The organism is uncultured Sphingomonas sp., assembly GCF_964243315.1.
In the GTDB taxonomy this organism is placed as follows: domain Bacteria; phylum Pseudomonadota; class Alphaproteobacteria; order Sphingomonadales; family Sphingomonadaceae; genus Sphingomonas.
The window spans coordinates 13,811-31,656 of sequence record NZ_CAXTEM010000033.1 but is presented as its reverse complement, the minus strand read 5'-3'; the positions used below and the strand labels follow the sequence as shown (position 1 = coordinate 31,656).

Here is a 17,846-nt window from a genome sequence, read left to right as displayed (position 1 = left end):
GTGCTGATCACCGATCATAACGTTCGCGAGACGCTCGACATCGTCGATCGCGCCTACATCATCTATGACGGCCGGGTGTTGTTCAGCGGCTCGCCCGCCGAACTCGTCGCCGACGCCAACGTCCGCCGGCTGTACCTCGGCGAGGGCTTCTCGCTGTAAGCCGATGAGCCTCGCGCCGCGCCTCGACCTGCGTCAGTCGCAATCGCTGGTGATGACGCCCCAGCTCCAGCAGGCGATCAAGCTGCTGGCGCTGTCGAACCTGGAGATCGAGGGCTTCATCGCCGAGGAGATCGAGCGCAACCCGCTGCTAGAGGCCGCGTCGACCGACGAAGTGGTACGGCCCGAACGCGCCGAGGCGCCCGATCCTGCTGGCGCCGACGAACTGGTCAGCGGTGCCGCCGCGGCCGAACCGCTCGACCTCGATTACGCCACCGAAAGCCACCAGCAGGACAGCGTCGCCGATGGCGGCGGCGGGTTCGACGGCGGCTTGTCGATGACCGGCGGCAATGCCGGGCCGGGCAGCGGCGAAGCGCCCGATCTCGACAGCTTCGCGAGTGGCGCGACCAGCCTGGCGGATCATCTGCTCGCCCAGGCGGGCGCGGTGGTGGACGCCGACGACTGGTTCCTGGCGCAGCATCTGATCGACCAGATCGACGACGCGGGATACCTCACCGCGTCGCTGCTCGACATCGCGACCCGGCTCGGCGTGCCGCTCGCGCGGGTCGAGGCGGTGCTCGGCACGATCCAGACGCTCGATCCGACCGGGGTCGGCGCCCGCGACCTCGCCGAATGCCTGACGTTGCAGGCGCAGGAAGCCGATCGCTACGATCCCTGCATGGCGCGGCTGATCGACAATCTCGACCTGCTCGCGCGCGGCGAGCTCGCGCGGCTGAAGCGGATGTGCGGGGTCGACGACGAAGACATGGCGGACATGATCCGCGAACTCCGCAGCTACGACCCCAAGCCCGGCTGCCGCTATGGCGGCGAACCCGCGCAGGCGGTCACCCCCGACCTGTTCGTCGCGCGCACCAAGGCCGGCTGGGCGATCGAGATCAATTCCGCGACGCTCCCGCGGGTGCTCGTCAACCGCAGCTATTATCACGAGCTGAGCCACGGCCCGCAGGACAAGTCGTCTAAGGCCTGGCTGTCGGAAGCGCTGGCCAGCGCCAACTGGCTGGTGAAGGCGCTGGACCAGCGCCAGCGGACGATCATCAAGGTCGCGACCGAGATCGTGAAGCAACAGGAGGGCTTCTTCCTCCACGGCGTCGCGCATCTGCGGCCGTTGACGCTCCGCCAGGTGGCCGACGCGATCGAGATGCACGAATCGACCGTCAGCCGCGTCACCTCGAACAAATATGTCAGCTGCGCACGTGGGCTCTACGAGCTGAAATACTTCTTCACCTCCGCGATCCAGTCCGCGGACGGCGGCGACGCGGTGTCGGCGCAGGCGGTGAAGAGCGCGATTCGGTCGCTGATCGACACCGAGGGCGCGAAGATCCTGTCCGACGACACGCTGGTCGAACTGCTCAATGCCCGCGGCTTCGACATCGCGCGGCGGACCGTGGCGAAGTACCGCGAGGCGATGGGGATCGGCAGTTCGGTGCAACGCCGCCGGAGCCGTGCGCTGGAGGGCGCGTAGGGCGGAACCGGCGCGAGCGTCGAGCAGGTATCGCGTGAGAACTCCGGGATCTGGTAGCGATTTCAACGGGTGAGAAAGAGCGTCATCGACCGCCGAGCAGAACGGAGGCGTGCAGGAAAGCGCTCGATGATCACCAACCAATCCGTCACCCCCGACTGGAGCCGACTCCCGCTTCGATAAAGCTCAACTCAATCATCCTCGTCCTCGAACCCGACCAGCGCCAGCGCGCGGGCCTTGATCTGGCGGGTCATGCACCAGTGGACGAGCGCGTCTTCGCGGCCGTGGGTGACCCAGACTTCGCGGGGCGCGATCTCGGTGAGGGTGTCGATCAACTCGTCCCAGTCGGCGTGATCGCTGAGGATCAGAGGCAGCTCGACGTTCTTCTGGCGGGCGCGCTGGCGGACGCGCATCCAGCCGCTCGCCATGGCGGTGATCGGGTCGGGCAGCCGGCGGGACCAGCGGTCGTTGAGCGCGCCCGGCGGCGCCATCACGACATGGCCCGCGATCTCGGCCTTGGACACGCCGGTCGCGGGGATCAGCTCGCCCAGCCGCACACCGTGATCGGCGTAGAGATCGCACAATCGTTGCAGCGCGCCGTGGATGTAGATCGGCGCCTCGTGCCCGCGGTCGCGCAATTCGGCGATCACGCGCTGCGCCTTGCCGAGCGCATAGGCGCCGACCAGCACGCAGCGCGTCGGATTGGCGTGGAGCGCGGCTAGGAGCTTGTCGATCTCGTCGCCGGTCTCGGGATGGCGGAACACCGGCAGGCCGAAGGTTGCCTCGGTGACGAACACGTCGCACTTCACCGGCTCGAACGGCACGCAGGTCGGGTCAGCGCGGCGCTTGTAATCGCCCGACACGACGACGCACTCGCCGCGGTAATCGAGCACGATCTGCGCGGAGCCGAGCACATGCCCCGCGGGCACGAAGCCGACATCGACCTCGCCGACCCGCACCGTCTCGCCATAGGCGACCGGGATCCCCGCCTGCTCGCCATAGCGCGCGTCCATGATCGCCAGCGTTTCGGGCGTTGCCCACACCGCCTCGTGGCCGCCGCGCGCGTGATCGGCATGGCCGTGCGTCACCAGCGCCCGCGCGCTGGGGATCGAGGGGTCGATCCAGGCGTCGGCCGGCTTGACGTGGATGCCGTGGGGATGCGGTTCTAGCCAGTCGCCGAGTTTTGCCATCATGCCTATATGGATGGCGCGGGGCGCGGTTCCCAGCCGTGCGGGATCGAACCCACCCAATGCTCGTTCAGACGGGGCAGTCGAAACAAGGTAATCGCTATGACTAATCTGTGGGGGTTCGTGATCATCGCCGGCCCGATCCTGCTGCTCCTGGCGCTGGTGGCGGGGCGGTTCCTGAACAAGGGCAACCGCGTGTCGCGCGCCGAGACCGAGGCGGCGACCAAGCGGGTGCGTGACGAACAGGCCGCGGAGGATAGCGCTCGCGGACCACGTTGATCCCGCGCGCGATCGCGCCTTGAATCCCGCGCGCGATCCCGCCTTGGCTCCAGAGCTGCCGGCGCTGCTGTCCGACTGGTTCGACGCGCGCGGCTGGCAGCCGCGGCGGCACCAGTTGGAGATGCTCGACCAGGCGCGGGCGGGTCGACACGCGCTGCTGGTCGCGACCACGGGTGCGGGCAAGACGTTGGCGGGGTTCCTGCCGACGCTGACCGAGCTGATCGAGACTCCGACCGGCGGGTTGCACACGCTCTACGTGTCGCCGCTGAAGGCACTCGCGGTCGACATCCAGCGCAACTTGATGGCGCCGATCGAGGAGATGGGCGTCGACATCCGGGTCGAGACGCGCACCGGGGATACGCCCAGCGACCGCAAGGCGCGGCAACGGATCAAGCCGCCGCAGATCCTGCTGACCACGCCCGAATCGCTGTCGCTGCTGCTGAGCTATCCCGACAGCGCGACGATGTTCGCGGGGCTGCGCACGATCGTCGTCGACGAGGTTCACGCCTTCGCCACCGGCAAGCGCGGCGACCTGTTGTCGCTGTGCATGGCGCGGCTGCAGCGGATCGCGCCCGGCATGCGCCGCGTCGCGCTGTCGGCGACGGTCGCCGACCCGGACGGCTATCGCGCCTGGCTCGCGCCCGACGGCGATATCGGGGAGGTGGCGCTGGTGAAGGGCCAACCCGGTGCCGAGCCCAACATCGCGATCCTGCTGCCCGACGGGCGCGTGCCGTGGATGGGGCATTCGGGCCGCTACGCCGCCGAGCAGGTGATGGCGGAGATCGAGACCCACAAGACCACGATCGTGTTCTGCAACACCCGCAGTCTCGCCGAGCTGATCTTCCAGGATCTGTGGAAGGTCAACGCGATGAGCCTGCCGATCGGGGTGCATCACGGCAGCCTGGCGCGCGAGGCGCGGCGCAAGGTCGAGGGCGCGATGGCCGACGGGCGGCTGCGCGCGCTGGTCGCGACCGCGAGCCTCGACCTCGGGGTCGATTGGGGCGATGTCGACTGCGTGATCCAGATGGGCGCGCCCAAGGGATCGTCGCGGCTGCTGCAACGGATCGGCCGCGCCAATCACCGGCTGGAGGAATCGTCCGAGGCGATCGTCGTGCCCGGCAACCGCTTCGAATATCTGGAGACTCGCGCCGCGCTCGACGCGGTCGATGCGGGCGAGCTCGATCCGGATATCTTCCGTCCCGGCGCGCTTGATGTCCTCGCGCAACATGTGATGGCCTGTGCGTGCGCGGCACCGTTCGTGCAGAGCGAGTTGCTCGACGAGATTCGGTCCGCCCTGCCCTATTCCGCGCTGACCGACGAGACCTTCGACCGGGTGCTCGGCTTCATCCGTGACGGCGGCTATTCGCTGAAGGCGTATGACCGGTTCAAGCGGCTGACCCAGGATGCGGACGGGACGTGGCGGGTCAGCCATCCGCGCTTCGTCACGCAGCACCGGCTGAACGCGGGGATCATCGTCGAGGCGACGATGCTCGATGTCCGTTTCAACAACGGTCGCAATCTCGGGCGGGTCGAGGAGAGCTTCGCGTCGCAGCTGAGCCACGGCGACACCTTCTTCTTCGCCGGGCTGAGTCTCGAGGTGATGAAGATCGACCAGACCGACCTGATCGTCCGCGCCACCTCCCGCCCCGCGCGGATCCCGACCTATGGCGGCGCGCGGATGCCGCTGTCGACCAGCCTCGCCGACCGGGTCCGCGCATTCCTGGCGACGCCGTCGGAATGGGCGCGCTTCCCCGCCGACGTGCGCGAATGGCTCGATTACCAGAGCCGGCGGTCGCAACTTCCGCAACCCGGCCAGCTGCTGGTCGAAACCTTCCCGCGGGAGGGGCGCAACTACATGGTCGCGTATAGTTTCGAGGGGTGGAACGCGCATCAGTCGCTGGGCATGCTGATCACCCGGCGGATGGAGACGCAGGGGCTGAAGCCGCTCGGCTTCGTCGCCAACGACTATGCGATCGCGACCTATTCGATCGAGAAGGTCACCGACCCGGCGTCGCTGTTCAACGCCGACATCCTTGAACATGAGTTCGTCGACTGGGTGCAGCAATCGCACCTGCTGAAGCGCGCCTTCCGCGAGGTCGCGGTGATCGGCGGGCTCGTGGAGCGCCAGCACCCGGGAAAGAAGAAGACCGGGCGGCAGGTGACGTTCTCGACCGACCTGATCTACGACGTGCTGCGCAAATACGAGCCGACGCACCTGTTGCTGGAGGCCGCCTGGGCCGATGCGCGCGCGCGGATGACCGATGTCGGGCGATTGGCGGGGCTGCTCGATCGTGCGGCAGAGACGATGCTCCACGTCGACCTCGATCGCGTCACCCCGCTCGCGGTGCCGGTGCTGACGCTGATCGGGCGCGAACGCGTCGCCACCGGCAACGCCGACGACGCGTTGCTGATCGAGGCGGAGGCGCTGGCGGCGGAGGCGATGCGGATCGACTGACCGCTTGCCAAAGGTCCGGATCGGGCGCAGCCTCCGGTAATGATAGGCTTGCGTATTATGCTCGGGCTGGCGGCGCTGGTGGCGTCCGGCCCCGGCCTCGCGCAGCTGGTGATCGCGCCGCCGACCCCGCCACCGCTGCCCCTCGAGGACGACGCCACGCTGGCGTTCGGCGATGCGGACAGCCGGATGACGGTGCCGGTCTCGATCGGCGACCGCGGGCCCTGGGACTTCATCGTCGACACCGGCGCCGAGCGCACCGTGGTATCGCGCGAACTCGCCGGGGTGCTCGGCCTGCCCGCCGGCGCCGACGTGCGCGTCACCGCGATGACCGGGACCTCGACCGTCGGCACCGTGATCGTGCCGAAACTGTCGGTCAGCACCATCTCGCAAGCGACGATTCAGGCGCCCGCGCTGCAGAGCAGGCATCTCGGCGCGGTCGGGATGCTCGGGATCGATGCATTGCAGGGCCACAGCGTCGCGATCGATTTCGACCGCAAGCAGATGAAGCTGCGTCCGTCGCGCCGGCACGCGGCGCGGATGCGCGCCGACCGCGACGAGATCGTGATCGTCGCGCGGTCGCTGTTCGGGCAGTTGATCGTGACCGACGCGCGGTGGCGCAACGTCCGCATCGCGGTGGTGATCGACACCGGATCGCCCGCCTCTATCGGCAATTCCGCGCTGCTCGCCGCGATCACCAAACGACCGAAGCCGCTCGGGCCGATGGCGATGACGTCGGCGACCGGCGGGACGCTGGTGACCGACGCGTTCGTGGTCGATCGGCTCGAGATCGGCGGGGTGGGCTTTTCGAACGTCCGTGTCGCGTTCGCCGACGCGCCGCCGTTCCGGCGCTTCGGGCTGGCGGGCCGGCCCGCATTGCTGCTCGGCATGGACGTGCTGCGGCTGTTCCGCGCGGTGAACATCGACTTCGCCAATCGGGAGATCCGGTTCCGCTTCCCGCGGGAGATGATGGGCGTGGCAGTATCGGTGGGTGGAGGCTGAAGGCATCCACTTTCCTCCGTCATCGCCGCGCAGGCGGGGATGACGGTGGCGGGGTGCGAAGGTCTCACGCTCGGGTTGCACGCTCCCGCGATTGCCGCTCTACTCCGCCGCATCAACGGGTGGAGACGAGACGATGCGGGCAGCGTGGATGATGGCGACGGCAGCGATGGTGCTCGCGGCACCGGCGGCGGCGCAGACCCGGCCCGATCAGCGTACGTTCTTCGATTTGTACAAGCAGCTCGTGGAGACCAACACGACGCTGTCCGCCGGCAGCTGCACCCAGGCCGCGGCGCAGATCGGCACGCGGCTGAAGGCGGCGGGATTCGCGGATGCCGATATCGTGCCGTTCTCGGTCGCCGATCATCCCAAGGATGGCGGCATCGTCGCGGTGCTGAAGGGCAGCGACGCCAAGCTCAAGCCGATGCTGCTGCTCGGCCATCTCGACGTGGTCGAGGCCAAGCGCGAGGATTGGGTGCGCGACCCGTTCACGCTGATCGAGGAGGGCGGCTATTATTATGCGCGCGGCACGCTCGACGACAAGGCGATGTCGGCGGTGTGGGCGGACACGCTGATCCGGCTGAAACAGTCGGGTCCCGCCCCCAAGCGCACGATCAAGCTCGCGCTGACCTGTGGCGAGGAAACCACCTTCGCGTGGAACGGCGCGCAATATCTCGCCAAGGAGCGCCCCGACCTGATCGCCGCCGAATTCGCGCTCAACGAGGGCGGCGGCGGGCGCTACGACGACAAGGGCAACCGCGTGTTGCTGGCGATGCAGGTGGGTGAGAAAGCCGCGCAGAACTATACGCTGAGCGCGACCAACCCCGGTGGCCACAGCTCGCAACCGGTGCCCGACAACGCGATCTACGAACTCGCCGACGCGATCGAAGCGGTGCGCGGCTATTCCTTTCCGGTGAAGTTCACCGACACCACGCGCCTCTTCTTCGCCTCCAATGCGAAGAAACAGCCGGGCACGGTGGGGGATGCGATCACCGCGCTGCTCGCCGATCCCAACGACAAGGCCGCCGACCTCATCGTCAGCCGTGACAAGGCGATGCATTCGACGCTGCGCACCACGTGCGTCGCGACGCTGCTGAACGCCGGCCATGCCGAGAACGCCCTGCCCCAGCGCGCCACCGCCAACGTCAATTGCCGGATCTTCCCAGGCGAGACCGTCGACGGCACGCTTGCGACGTTGAAGCGGCTCGCCGGGCCCAAGGTGACGGTCACCGCCAACATGCCGGTACGCCCGACCGCGATTCCGCCCGCGCTCGATCCCAAGATCGTCGGCCCAGCGACGAAGGTCGCCGCCAAGCATTTCCCGGGCGTGCCGCTGACGCCGATCATGTCGACCGGGGCGACCGATGGCATCTTCCTGCAGGCGATCGGCATCCCGGTTTATGGAGCGCCGGGGATCTTCGTCGATCCCGACATGTCGGGGATCCACGGCCTCAACGAACGCATCTCGATCAAGTCGCTCTACGAAGGCCGCGACTATCTGTTCGATCTGGTCAAGGCTTACGCGGGGTAGCGGCGGCCGGCGCACCCGCGGGGCGGAGGGAGTCGGCGGCGGCGCTGACTTCCTGGCCGCAGCGCTTGACCTCGGCCTGCGCGTTCATCTTGGACCGGGTCGCATCCTCCGCCGCGGTCCGCAGCACCGCGGCGACGTCGATCCCCGGCTGCCGCCCCTTCAGCTTGCCGACGAAGTAGATCGTGCCCGCCCGCGCCGCAGTCTTCTGCTCAGGCGTGCCCTTCGCGATCATGAAGTTCATCAGCGCGATACACCGCGCGTCCGCCGCGACGGGTGGGCTGAGCGCAGCGGCGGCGAGAATGGCGATGATCATGGCGGCACTCCGTGGGACGCACGATGCGCCGGCGCTCTCCTAGCGCATCGGCAAGTCGCGGACGAGGCTATTGACCAGCTTCCCCCGATTGCCGTCATCCCCGCGCAGCCGCGCCTAGACCGTAACCTGTTCGCCCAGCTCCACCACCTTGCCCGGCGGGATGCGCAGGAAGTCGGTGGGGTCGCTGGCGTTGCGTTGCAGGAACATGAAGATCCGGTCCTGCCACGGCGGCATGCCCTTTTCCGCATCGGGCTTCAGCGTGTTGCGGCCGATGAAGAACGAGGTCTGCATGGGGTCGAGCCCCTTCTTCTCGTACTTGCCGCCGAGCCCCAGATCGCGCGGGATATCGGGCGACTCCATGAAGCCGTATTTCAGCACCACGATCGTGAAATTGTCGTCGACGCGTTCCACGCTCGCGCGATGTTCCTCGTCGATCACCGGGCGATCCGCGGTGCGGACGCTGAGGATGTAGTTGCGCGCGTGGAGCACCTTGTTGTGCTTCAGATTGTGGAGCAGCGCGCCCGGCGCCGCGTGCGGGTTGCCGGTCAGGAACACCGCATTGCCGTCGACGCGTTCGGGCGGGCGCTTGGCGAGCGCGGCGGCGAGATCGGTCAGCGGAATGCTCTGGCGCTGTTCGAACAGGCCGACGATCTTGCGGCCGCGCACCCAGGTCGCGATGATCACGCCGATCGCGCCGGCGACGACCAGCGGCACCCAACCGCCCTCGATCACGCGCACCAGATTGGCGCCGAAGAAGATCAGGTCGAGCACCAGGAACGGCGTGATCGCGGCGAGCGCCACCGGCCGCGACCAGTTCCATACGTGGCGCGCGACGAGGTAGCCGAGGCAGGTCGTCACTACCATCGTCCCGGTCACCGCGATGCCGTACGCCGCGGCCATCGCCGACGAGCTCTTGAACTGGATCACGAGCACCAGCACGCCTGCCAGCAGCATCCAGTTGATCGCGGGCAGATACATCTGCCCGACGAAGTCCGCCGACGTCTGCCGGATCCGCAATCGCGGCAGCAGCCCGAGCTGCACCGCCTGCTGGGTCAGCGAGAACGCGCCGGTTATCACCGCCTGGCTCGCGATCACGGTCGCGAAGCCCGCGAGCACGACCAGCGCGGGGCGGACGCCCTCCGGCGCCATCAGGAAGAACCAGTCCTGATTGGCGAACGGCCGCCCCGCTGCCTTCGCCGCCTCAAGCTGCGACAAGGCGAACGCGCCCTGCCCCAGATAGTTGAGCACCAGCGCCGGCCAGACCAGCACGAACCACGCGGCGCGGATCGGCGCGCGGCCGAAATGCCCCATGTCCGCGGTCAACGCCTCCGCGCCGGTCACGGTCAGGAACACCGCGCCGAGCACGAACAGGCCGACGGTGCCATGGGTCGCAAGAAACGAAATGCCGTACGTCGGCGACAGCACGCGCATGATCGATAGCTCGTCGGCGATGTGCCACAGCCCCAATCCGCCGATCGCGAAGAACCAGACGATGCAGACCGGGCCGAACAGCCGCGAGACGTGCGCGGTGCCGCGCGACTGGATCATGAACAACGCGACCAGAATGCCGATCGTCAGCAACCGGATCGTGCCTTCGTCGAAGATGTGCGCGGTCGCCGGGATCGTGCGCAGCCCTTCCATCGCCGACAGCACCGACAGCGCGGGGGTGATGATCGCATCGCCATAGAACAACGCGGCACCCGCGGCGCCGAGCACGATCGCGATCCGCGACCGCATCCCGAGCACGCGGCGCGCGAGCGCGGTCAGCGCCAGCACGCCGCCCTCGCCGTGATTGTCGGCGCGCATCAGGAACGAGACGTATTTGACGGTGACGATCAGCGTCAGCGTCCACAGCGCGAGGCTGAGGACGCCGAGGATCTCGGACGGATCGATGCCGTCGGCGCCCGATTGCGCCAGCGCCTCGCGAAACGCGTAGAGCGGGCTGGTGCCGATATCGCCGAACACGACGCCGATCGCGCCGATCGACAGCGCGATGAAGGCGGGATGGCGGGTCGGGGCGTGGGCAGCGGCAGTCGGTTCGGCGGCGGGCGACATGCGCGGGTAGGACCCTTCAGAACAGGACCAGGCGCTATACGACGATTGCAGGGCGACGCTAAGGCTATTCGCGTTGCACCGCACAAACGAGTCGCCCCGTCCTGCGACGCCCGATGCGTGCTTGATCCGGGTGCGGTTCGGCGGCATGGCGCAGTGATGGTTCCCTTTTCGTTCGGCGGACATGCGCTCTTCGCGCTCGCACAGGGCGCGGTCTTCTGGCCGGCGCGGCGGGCGATGCTGGTCGCCGACCTTCACCTCGAAAAGGCGAGCTGGTTCGCGAAGGGCGGGCAGATGCTGCCGCCGTACGATTCGATCGCGACGCTGGCCGATCTCACCGCGCTGGTCGCGGCGACCGGCGCGCGCGAGGTCTGGTGCCTGGGCGACAGTTTTCACGACGTCGCGGGCTGCGACCGGCTGCCGGCGCGGGCGCGGGCGATGCTGGTGGCGCTGACCGGCGGCACCGACTGGACCTGGATCACCGGCAACCACGATCCCGACATCATCGATCGCTGCGGCGGATCGGTGGTGGCGGAGGCCGAGGTCGACGGCCTGGTGCTACGGCACGAAGCCGCGCCCGCCGAGCGTCGCGCCGAAGTGTCGGGACATTTCCATCCCAAGTTGCGGCTGCGGGTGCGCGGCAAGCAGGTCGCGCGGCGTTGCTTCATCGGCACCGAGACGAAGCTGATCCTGCCTGCATTCGGATTGCTGACCGGCGGGCTCGACGTCGATCACCCGGAGATCACCCGCGCCGTCGGCCGCGGCGCACAAGCGCTGGTGCCGGTCGAACAACGCATGCTGCGCTTTCCGATCGCGGCTTGAGTTGTTGGCGCTTAGATGGCGCTTGCATGCTCTTGGAGCGCGCAGCTCTTATCGGAGGCCCGGCTTAATACCGCGACGGCGTAACACCGGGACTAAAAGCGACCTTAAATCTAGCCCTACGTTTCACGCGCAAGTAGCTAGGTTCGGACCAACAGTCGCGATCTATAGGTGCTTGATGGCGCTGCTTCTATTTCGGCGAACAACGGCTGAGGCCAACGGACGGTAAGTGGCGGGCCACTCGGGACGAAGCTGCGAACTGGGGGATTGCTTTAGATTCAACAGCTTACGGAGTAGCTGCACCAACTGGTTTACGAGGAGTGGTCTGGCAAGTGCTGCGAGAAGTTGACGAGCCGCTCACGACGGCCAGGGTGATGCAGCTCGTGAGGTCGTCGATCGGCGCAGATGAAGTTACCGCTCTGACCGGCCGAACCATTCGGCAGGCGCTGTACAGTTTGGAGCGGTCGAAGTGGGTTAACGCTTCCGGTCCAAATGGCGGTCGTCAGCATTGGACGATTGGCAAACACGCTCGCTCATGGAGCGTAACGTTCGTGTTTCCGCAAATCAGTTCGTGACGTGCATCGACACCCGTTGACCGTTTGATCTTATGAGCTGCACTCGGCGCTGGTCTGGGATGTCCGAGCGGCCACGAACTTTAATAAGCCAAGCGTTTTGGTTGTCACGTTGCACGTGCCAGCCCGGTTTCGACAATCATCAAGCCACGCCTGCCGCATGTGTTACTTAGCGGGCAGCGGCCCCCCCGCAGCTGCATGACCGATCAGAGCGGTAAGGCCGTTCGCTCCACGGGCTCACATCGTTCCTCAGCTTCGTCAATGGTGCTACGCTCCACTTGCATCATGTGGCCACACCCGATGCTGCGTAACTCAAGAACGAAGTCCTGCCGGTGACAATAGCAGATGCCACTTTGGATGAGCAGCCTGCCGAGAGGCCAGAGTATCGCTGCGTGCCGGTTGCTGTGCGGCTGCTCGGCGAAGTTCGTGCAATGCGCGCGGACTCGGCGTTGTTCCCGCGAACGCGCAAGACACGCGCGCTGCTCGCACTTTTGGCCTGCTCCCCGAGCGGTGTGGCCCGGCAGAAGCTGGTCGCGATGCTATGGGGTGATCGCGGGGATGACCAGGCGCGCGCGAGCCTGAGGCAAGCTGTTTACGAACTGCGAACGCTGATCGGTCAGGAGGCCGTTGTCACAGCAGGCGAGCAGGTGATGCTGGCACCTTGGTTGCAAAGCGACGTTGCGAACATATTGGCATTCGACGACCAGGAAGGCTTGCAGCTGCTCGCGATGCTCGACGCCACGGAGCCGGAGCTGATGAGCGGCATCGACGACGTGAGCGAGCAGTGCGACGATTGGCTGAGGGACACGCGCCTTCGCCTCGCCGGCCAGCTTGGGCGCAAGGCTTGCGTTGCCGCGGAGGCGATGCTCCCGACGTCGGCCGAGACGGCGCTGCGGCTTGCGTATCACGCATTGCGTTTCGATCCGTTCGACGAGAGGGCGCTACGCGTCGCTCTGCAGGCCGAAGCGGTACTCGGACAGCGCGCGGCCTTCCACCGGCGCTTCCAGTCGTTCGCGAGGCGCATCTCGAAAGAACTCGGCGCCACCCCGTCCGGTGAGACTCTCCGGCTCTACGAGAAGCTGCAGAGCGAGTTGAAGCCCACCCCGGACGGCGTAGGCGCTATCTCTCTGCCGAGTGCCTATGAACCGGAGGCCGGCCGGTCCGTGCCACGGCGAATAGCGACGATCATCGCCACGTCTTTTGTGTTGGCCGGAATGCTGCTGATCGCTGCCTGGTTCTCCAAGCCGCCCGCCGCAACACGTCCGGTCATAGCTGTTCTTCCATTCGAGAACCTTTCTCGGATCAACGATCCATATTTTGCGAGCGGGGTTGCTGAAGACGTCCAGAACATGCTTGCGCGCGCACCGGACGTCGCCGTCCTCGGCCGTGCGACGGCAAGTCAGTTCGGCGCAGGCGAGAACGTGCGGACCGCCGCCCGACGCCTCGGAGTGACCTATCTTCTTGATGGGACGGTTCGAGCGAGCGGAGACCGCGTGCGGGTGATCGTGCGCCTTACCGACGTAGGCAGCGGTGCCCAGGTCTGGTCGGAGCGGTACGACCGGCGCGTCCGCGACGTCTTCGCCGTGCAGAGCGAGATCGCGCAGGGTGTGCTGAAGCGCTTTGCGGGAACGCTGCCTGACTCCCCGGCGAAGACCGTGCCTCAAGCTGCCGTGTACGACCATTACCTTTCCGCGCGAGCGCTTATGCGGGACCGCCGCGCCGTTTCGCTCAACGCCGCGGACGAGAACCTTCGGCAGGCGATCGCGCAGCAGCCCGCCTATGCGCCACCGCACGCCCTTCTCGCACAGGTGCTCATGCTTCGGGCTCAGCATCCGGTCTCATACGGGACTCTTCCATACGGCACCGCCCTTGCGGAGGCGACGCGGGAAGCCGGGCTTGCAGCACGGCTCGATCCGTCCCTTGGCGAGGCGCACGCGGCGATTGGCTTGCTGAGCTTCAGCGACGGCCAGTCGGTCGGACACTACCGACGCGCCGTTGCCGCCGATCCCCAGCGGGCGGACTTTCAACGCTGGCTCGGACAGTCGCTGATGGCTGTGGGTGAATATGATCAGGCGTTGTCAGCGTTCCGCCGTTCGGTGGCGATCGATCCGCTCTGGGGTCTGAACTCCGAACATCTCGTCGCGGCTCTTCAACGAACCGGGCGCGTGCGCGAAGCGGCGAAGGTCGTGAAGCGCTTCCTGCTTCTCTCGCGCGACGAACTCGCGAAGGTGCAGCTCGAACTGCTGCTCGCCAGCGTGGAGGGCCGTCTGGCCGACGGGGCCCGTGCTGCGGCGCTGTTCGCGAGATTGGCGCCGCAGGAGCGGCAAAGCCGCTTCCGCCTCGCGTCTGCACTCGCGGCGCTCGGTGAGCGTGAAGCGGCATTGCGGACGTTGGCGCGCACCGACGAGGCGGGGCGTCTGGTGCTTAGTGGACGGCTGGACGCGCTTGAGGCCGTCGCTCGCCAGCAGGGTCCGACCTTCTGGGACACGGCAGTCAACTTCTGGAACGTCGGCGACATCCTCGTCGCTGGTGGCCGCGGGCGAACGCTGCTGCGCCTGTTCGATGAGCGGTTCGGTTCAGTGGCCAAGTTCCGTCCGGGCGAGACGATGGACGCTTACGAGATTGCGCCGCTGATCGTGGCGATGCGCGCCGCCGGACGTCAGAACGACGCCGACAGCCTGCTGGCGAGGGTCCAGAGGCAAATCAGGCTTGATCGAAGCGCCCGTGGTGACGGCCGAGGCATGCTCGGCCAGCGGGCTGCAGCCGCCTCGCTTTCCGGAGACCGCACCGAGGCGCTCCACCTGCTGAGGCTCGCGATCCAGCACGAGCCGGCTCAATTGGTGGGCACGCCTTTTCGGCCGCTCGGCACGCTGGCTGCGTTCCGCTGGCTGCGTTCGGACCCCGCTATGGCGGGTCTGGAGCACGACCTCCTCAAGTTCGTGAACTCAGAGCGCCACAAGCTCGGCTGGAGCGCTCTTCAGAGCTGAACGGCCTGCTTATCGCCGATTTGATGCTGCGTTGACGATGATCCGCGCAGCCGATGATGCCCAGCCCTCATGCGCAGCCCGAGCAAAGGCAGGAGCAGGCATGACGGGTTGGGGAAACGGCGGACGCGCACGCACGACGGTTGCGGCAACGATCGCGGCGATGGTCATCGTGGGGCAAGCGTCGGCACAGCGGTCCGGAGACAATGCGGTCACCGCATCGGAGGACGCGTTCGGAACCAGCGTGGGGAACGAGAGCATCGGCCTCTACAATGCCTACGACGTCCGCGGGTTCAGTGCGGTCGACGCGGGCAACGCCCGGATAGCGGGCCTATACTTCGACCAGCAGATAGACCCCATCAACCATCTCATAGCGGAAGCGGGCATACGCGTCGGCATCTCGGCGCAAGGATACCCTCTGCCGGCGCCGACCGGCATCGTGGATTATGCCCTGCGCAAGACCGGCGACAAGCCCGTCTACAGCGGCCTGCTGGCATTGGGCCCGTTCAGAGGCGTCGACGCGGAAGTCGATCTGCAGCTGCCGATCTCGCCGGGGCGCCTGAGCCTGGTCGCAGGCGCCACCCTCAACAGAGCGGACGCCGGCATCGGTGTCACGGAAGGGTATGCGAACGCAGCCGTGATGCCTCGTTGGACGCCGACTTCGAACCTGGAGATGACGGCGTTCGCGAGCGGCAGCTGGGCATGGGACGCGGAGGCCGCACCCGCGATCTTCGTAGGCGGAAATCACCTGCCCCCGCGGATCAAACGCAGCCGGTTCTACGGCCAGAAATGGGCCGACAACCGGAACACGGGACAGAACCACGGGGTGCTCGGCACTTGGAGGCTTGGCCAGACCACCATCCGAGGCGGTCTGTTCCGCTCCGTGTTCGGCATCGGCGAGAGCTATGCCGACTTGTTCTTGAACGTGACGCGCGAAGGCGAAGCGGATCACGTCATCATCGCCAACCGCGGCCAACGATTTGCGTCGAACTCGGGCGAAGTGCGTGTATCCCGCCAGCTGGGAAGCAAGGATCGGCCGCACCTCCTGCATTTGATAGTCCGAGGCCGTGATCAGCGTCGCACCTTCGGCGGCGACGTGCCGATCGACCTGGGTCGTGCCCTCGTCGGCGTGCCTCGACCAGTCGCACGGGTGCCTTTTCAAGTGGGCCCGCGAACGCGCGATCGCGTTCGCCAGATCACCATGGCGATCGCATATGAGGGGCGGCCGTTCAGGTGGCTAGAGACGAGTGCCGGGCTGCAGCGGCCCGACTACCGGAAGACGACCCGTGCGCCCGGGCAGGATGATCCGGTGCTCGGCAGCGATCGACCATGGCTCTACAACGTGGCGGCCGCCGTTCGACCGACCGCGCGTCTGGCGATCTACGCCAGCGTCACCCGCGGGCTCGAGGAGGGCGGCGTCGCACCTTCCAACGCCCTCAACAAGGATGCGGCATCGCCCGCGTTGCGCACTCGGCAGATCGACGCCGGGATCCGCTATGCGGTCACGGACGGCTTGAAGGCGGTGGCGGGCGTATTCGCGGTGAACAAGCCTTACTTCAACCTCGATGCGGACGATCGATACCGACAGCTCGGCGACTACAGCCAGCGCGGCGTGGAGCTCTCGCTAGCCGGCTCGCCCGCCAAGGGCCTGTATGTCGTTGCCGGAACGCTTCTGCTGGACCCGAGGGTAACGGGCGAAGAGGTGGATGCGGGAACGATCGGGCGAAGGCCGGTCGGCCAGACCCGGCGATTGACGATCGTGAGCGGCGACTACCAATTGCCGCGACTGGAAGGTGTGTCGATCAACGCGACCATGACGAGCGTAGCGCGAAGGATAGCGAGCCGCGACAACCGTCTCGCACTCCCGGCACGCGCGGTGATCGATTTCGGGGCGCGGTATCGGTTCCGGATTGGCGACGCGCCGGGCACACTCAGTTTCCGTGTGAGCAATGTCTTCAACAAAAACGGATGGCGGACGAACAGCTCTGAGATCTTCGTGCCTCTGACACAACGTCGACTAAGCGTTACTCTTGCTGCGGATTTGTAACGCTAAGGCGAAGCGGAGCTCTTTCCTGAGGGGTGCTGTTTTTGGTCACGGCTGGTCGGTCACCCGCCGCTTGATCCGCGGCCTGCCGCTGGGCCGCCGTGCCTACCTTGGCCGTTTTGCCCAATCCCCGTTGCGGCATGCAAGGCGCCGTCTGCAGGCCGGCAGGCGGCAAGCTGCAGGTTGTAGCGCTTCCGCGACCGCCCTGCACGCCCGAGACGAGACCGCCACTGCCAGCCCGGCTCTGCGTTGCGCCGCCAGCACTGACGCCACCGCCGGAGACATTCGCCGCGTAGCCCGCGCTGGCAGCCGTTGCCACGCCCGAGCCGCCCGACATATCACTTCCCGATCCGCCGCCCGCTACGGCGTACCTAGTCGATCGTTCCGCATGGGTAAAAATGATCTGCCTTTGGGCTGGTCATCCAGCGGGTCCGAGCAGCCGGCGATCAGCACCAGCAGTGCCGATGGAAGAAGGCGACTGATCATGTGCCTTTCGCCTTCCTGCCGGCCACCGGCTTGGCTTGCCAGCCCGGGCAATGCTTTCTGGAGTCCGTTCCAGTCTACTACCACCTGCACGCGCGCGTTCGGCAGTAAGACGGTCGAGCAAGCCGATCAGCCCCGCGCGATATTTTCGTCGAGGAGGACGCGGGCCCAGCGGCGGCGTTCCACCGTCCGACCCGCTAGCGCCGATCGTTCGACATTGTGCGCTGACGCGGCCAGCGCGGAACGCACAACCGCAGTGAATGAACGGCAGGATTCTGGCAGCGGCGAACAGACTCTGGATGTCCGAATTTGGGTCTACGCGCGTCAGGCATTCGCCAAAAAGCCTACCTAGTGTTCGGCGTGCAAACCTCGGCATCTTCGGGAGAGTCGCCGAAGATCCTTTCGCAAATAATCAGCATTTTTGAAGGACGCCTCTTTGGCTATCGAAGCTGCCAGAGCAAGCTCCAGTACTCGATTAGCAGGCTGCTGCATCGG

The 17,846-nt window shown here is 66.8% G+C and carries 11 protein-coding genes and 1 pseudogene; 9 read left to right on the top strand and 3 right to left on the bottom strand.

Annotated features, from left to right (window positions below; translation table 11 throughout):
* Positions 1-159, top strand: a pseudogene (locus ACFE77_RS10650) (LPS export ABC transporter ATP-binding protein); the annotation flags it as partial.
* Positions 160-163: 4 nt separating this feature from the next.
* Entirely contained in the window at positions 164-1,639 is a 1,476-nt protein-coding gene (gene rpoN, locus ACFE77_RS10645) for an RNA polymerase factor sigma-54 (protein WP_375421614.1), read from the top strand.
* A 188-nt stretch (positions 1,640-1,827) separates the two neighbouring features.
* On the opposite strand, the gene ACFE77_RS10640 is transcribed toward rpoN, so the two are convergent.
* Positions 1,828-2,826: a ligase-associated DNA damage response exonuclease gene (locus ACFE77_RS10640; RefSeq protein ID WP_375421613.1), complete on the bottom strand. Its 999-nt coding sequence runs from the start codon at positions 2,824-2,826 to the stop codon at positions 1,828-1,830.
* Positions 2,827-2,925: 99 nt separating this feature from the next.
* On the opposite strand from ACFE77_RS10640, the gene ACFE77_RS10635 reads away from it, so the two are divergent.
* The 4 genes from ACFE77_RS10635 to ACFE77_RS10620 all read left to right on the top strand — a co-directional run bounded on the left by ACFE77_RS10635 (position 2,926) and on the right by ACFE77_RS10620 (position 8,084).
* Positions 2,926-3,102 carry a hypothetical protein gene (locus ACFE77_RS10635; RefSeq protein ID WP_375421612.1) on the top strand — a complete coding sequence of 59 codons (177 nt, stop codon included), beginning with the start codon at positions 2,926-2,928 and terminating at the stop codon, positions 3,100-3,102.
* A gap of 67 nt (positions 3,103-3,169) precedes the next feature.
* Positions 3,170-5,557 carry a ligase-associated DNA damage response DEXH box helicase gene (locus ACFE77_RS10630; protein WP_375421616.1) on the top strand — a complete coding sequence of 796 codons (2,388 nt, stop codon included), beginning with the start codon at positions 3,170-3,172 and terminating at the stop codon, positions 5,555-5,557.
* A 57-nt stretch (positions 5,558-5,614) separates the two neighbouring features.
* Positions 5,615-6,556: an aspartyl protease family protein gene (locus tag ACFE77_RS10625; protein ID WP_375421615.1), complete on the top strand. Its 942-nt coding sequence runs from the start codon at positions 5,615-5,617 to the stop codon at positions 6,554-6,556.
* A gap of 133 nt (positions 6,557-6,689) precedes the next feature.
* On the top strand, positions 6,690-8,084 hold the full coding sequence (locus ACFE77_RS10620) for a M20/M25/M40 family metallo-hydrolase (RefSeq protein ID WP_375421611.1): 1,395 nt from the start codon (positions 6,690-6,692) through the stop codon (positions 8,082-8,084).
* Here the strand turns inward: ACFE77_RS10620 and ACFE77_RS10615 are convergent.
* Both ACFE77_RS10615 and ACFE77_RS10610 read right to left on the bottom strand, forming a co-directional pair.
* Positions 8,065-8,397 carry a hypothetical protein gene (locus ACFE77_RS10615; RefSeq protein ID WP_375421610.1) on the bottom strand — a complete coding sequence of 111 codons (333 nt, stop codon included), beginning with the start codon at positions 8,395-8,397 and terminating at the stop codon, positions 8,065-8,067. The two genes, ACFE77_RS10620 and ACFE77_RS10615, sit on opposite strands and share 20 nt — an antisense overlap.
* Positions 8,398-8,511: 114 nt before the next feature.
* Positions 8,512-10,452, bottom strand: a complete 1,941-nt coding sequence (locus ACFE77_RS10610; RefSeq protein WP_375421609.1) for a potassium transporter Kup — start codon at positions 10,450-10,452, stop codon at positions 8,512-8,514.
* Between the two features lie 156 nt (positions 10,453-10,608).
* Here ACFE77_RS10610 and pdeM point away from each other — a divergent pair, with 156 nt between their 5' ends.
* The 3 genes from pdeM to ACFE77_RS10595 all read left to right on the top strand — a co-directional run bounded on the left by pdeM (position 10,609) and on the right by ACFE77_RS10595 (position 16,871).
* Positions 10,609-11,271 carry a ligase-associated DNA damage response endonuclease PdeM gene (gene pdeM, locus ACFE77_RS10605; protein ID WP_375421608.1) on the top strand — a complete coding sequence of 221 codons (663 nt, stop codon included), beginning with the start codon at positions 10,609-10,611 and terminating at the stop codon, positions 11,269-11,271.
* 922 nt (positions 11,272-12,193) lie between these two features.
* Positions 12,194-14,827, top strand: coding sequence for a BTAD domain-containing putative transcriptional regulator (locus tag ACFE77_RS10600; protein ID WP_375421607.1), 2,634 nt, complete (start codon positions 12,194-12,196; stop codon positions 14,825-14,827).
* Between the two features lie 100 nt (positions 14,828-14,927).
* The gene (locus tag ACFE77_RS10595; RefSeq protein ID WP_375421606.1) at positions 14,928-16,871 is read left to right on the top strand and encodes a TonB-dependent receptor domain-containing protein; all 1,944 of its coding nucleotides are present in this window, start codon (positions 14,928-14,930) and stop codon (positions 16,869-16,871) included.
* Positions 16,872-17,846: the final 975 nt, after the last annotated feature.